The sequence below is a fragment of the Massilimicrobiota sp. An80 genome (genome assembly GCF_002159255.1).
GTDB classification, from domain to species: Bacteria; Bacillota_I; Bacilli_A; order Erysipelotrichales; family Coprobacillaceae; genus Allocoprobacillus; species Allocoprobacillus merdigallinarum.
The window spans coordinates 1-1,125 of the sequence record NZ_NFHI01000110.1; the positions used below are offsets into that span (position 1 = coordinate 1).

Genomic DNA, 1,125 nt, shown 5'->3' on the forward strand with positions numbered 1-1,125 from the left:
TCTACTTTTTTGGCTAATGGTGAATCTAGAACTTCCACATAGCCAATGACTCTCGCTCCGACTTCATGAGCCTTATCAATAGCTTGTTCAATCTCAATTGTATTTCCTGATAGAGAAGCAATCACTACGACTGAATCCTTATCAAATTTAGCATTACCTTCATATAAGAAATCAGTTGCATTTTCAAGATATAAAGGAAGGTTACATCCTAATTGCTTAGCCGTATGCATGATTTGTCCTGCATACAATAATGTCCCTCCAATACCAAATAGGAAGATATTAGAATAACCATCTTCACAGATCTTATCTACAATCTTTTCCACTTCTGGAATTAAATTGACACCATTTTGATGTTCTGTTCTTACTCTATTTTCATCGAAATTTAACATTTTTGTCTCTCCTTTATCCTAAAATACCAAATTGTGCACAAACAATACCTAATATTGCTGTTCCAATAATAATCCACATAACATTCACATTTTTTCCAAGCAATTTATAATAGATACCAGTAACTGCTAATCCTAACATTCCAGGCATAATTCCATCTAAAATACTTTGAATTTGTGTTGCTGTATCTCCACTACCAATTGCTAAAGGTGTCGTTACAGAAACCAATTCATTTGTCATACCACCAATAACCATAACTCCTAAAATAGCAGCCGCTAACATAAATTTTTGCATTAATCCAGATTTTTGAATTTTTTCTAAATAAGTAGCTCCTAATTCATAACCTTTCATGGCACATACATATCTTAAAATAAACGCTGGAACATTGAAAATTAATAAGAATAGAATTGGTCCTAGAATATTCCCTTGTAATGCTAAAGATGTTCCTATTCCTACAGCTAAAACCCTTAATGTTCCTAACAATAAAGAATCACCAATACCACTTAAAGGTCCCATTAATGCTGCTTTAACTGCATTAATTGAAGATTCATCAAAATCATCTTGATTTGCATTCATTTCTTCCATAGCAAGTGTAATACTACCTACGAAAGTAGAAACATGAGATAATATGAAGTGACCTCCTAGTTGTCAAAACGTGGATTTAGATTCATAATTAGATTGAAAAACAAATTATAGAATCGTTACTATAACGACAATAGGAGGTCACTATGAAAAGTA

General features: G+C 32.4%; 2 protein-coding genes. Both read right to left on the minus strand.

What is annotated here, in order from left to right; genetic code table 11:
* A partial coding sequence (locus B5G32_RS13530) for an SIS domain-containing protein (RefSeq protein ID WP_143746670.1) occupies nt 1-389 on the minus strand: 389 nt, incomplete at its 3' end.
* A 13-nt stretch (nt 390-402) separates the two neighbouring features.
* Nucleotides 403-1,017 (minus strand): PTS system mannose/fructose/sorbose family transporter subunit IID, encoded by a 615-nt coding sequence (locus B5G32_RS13535; RefSeq protein ID WP_087936963.1) that lies wholly within the window; start codon nt 1,015-1,017, stop codon nt 403-405.
* Nucleotides 1,018-1,125: the final 108 nt, after the last annotated feature.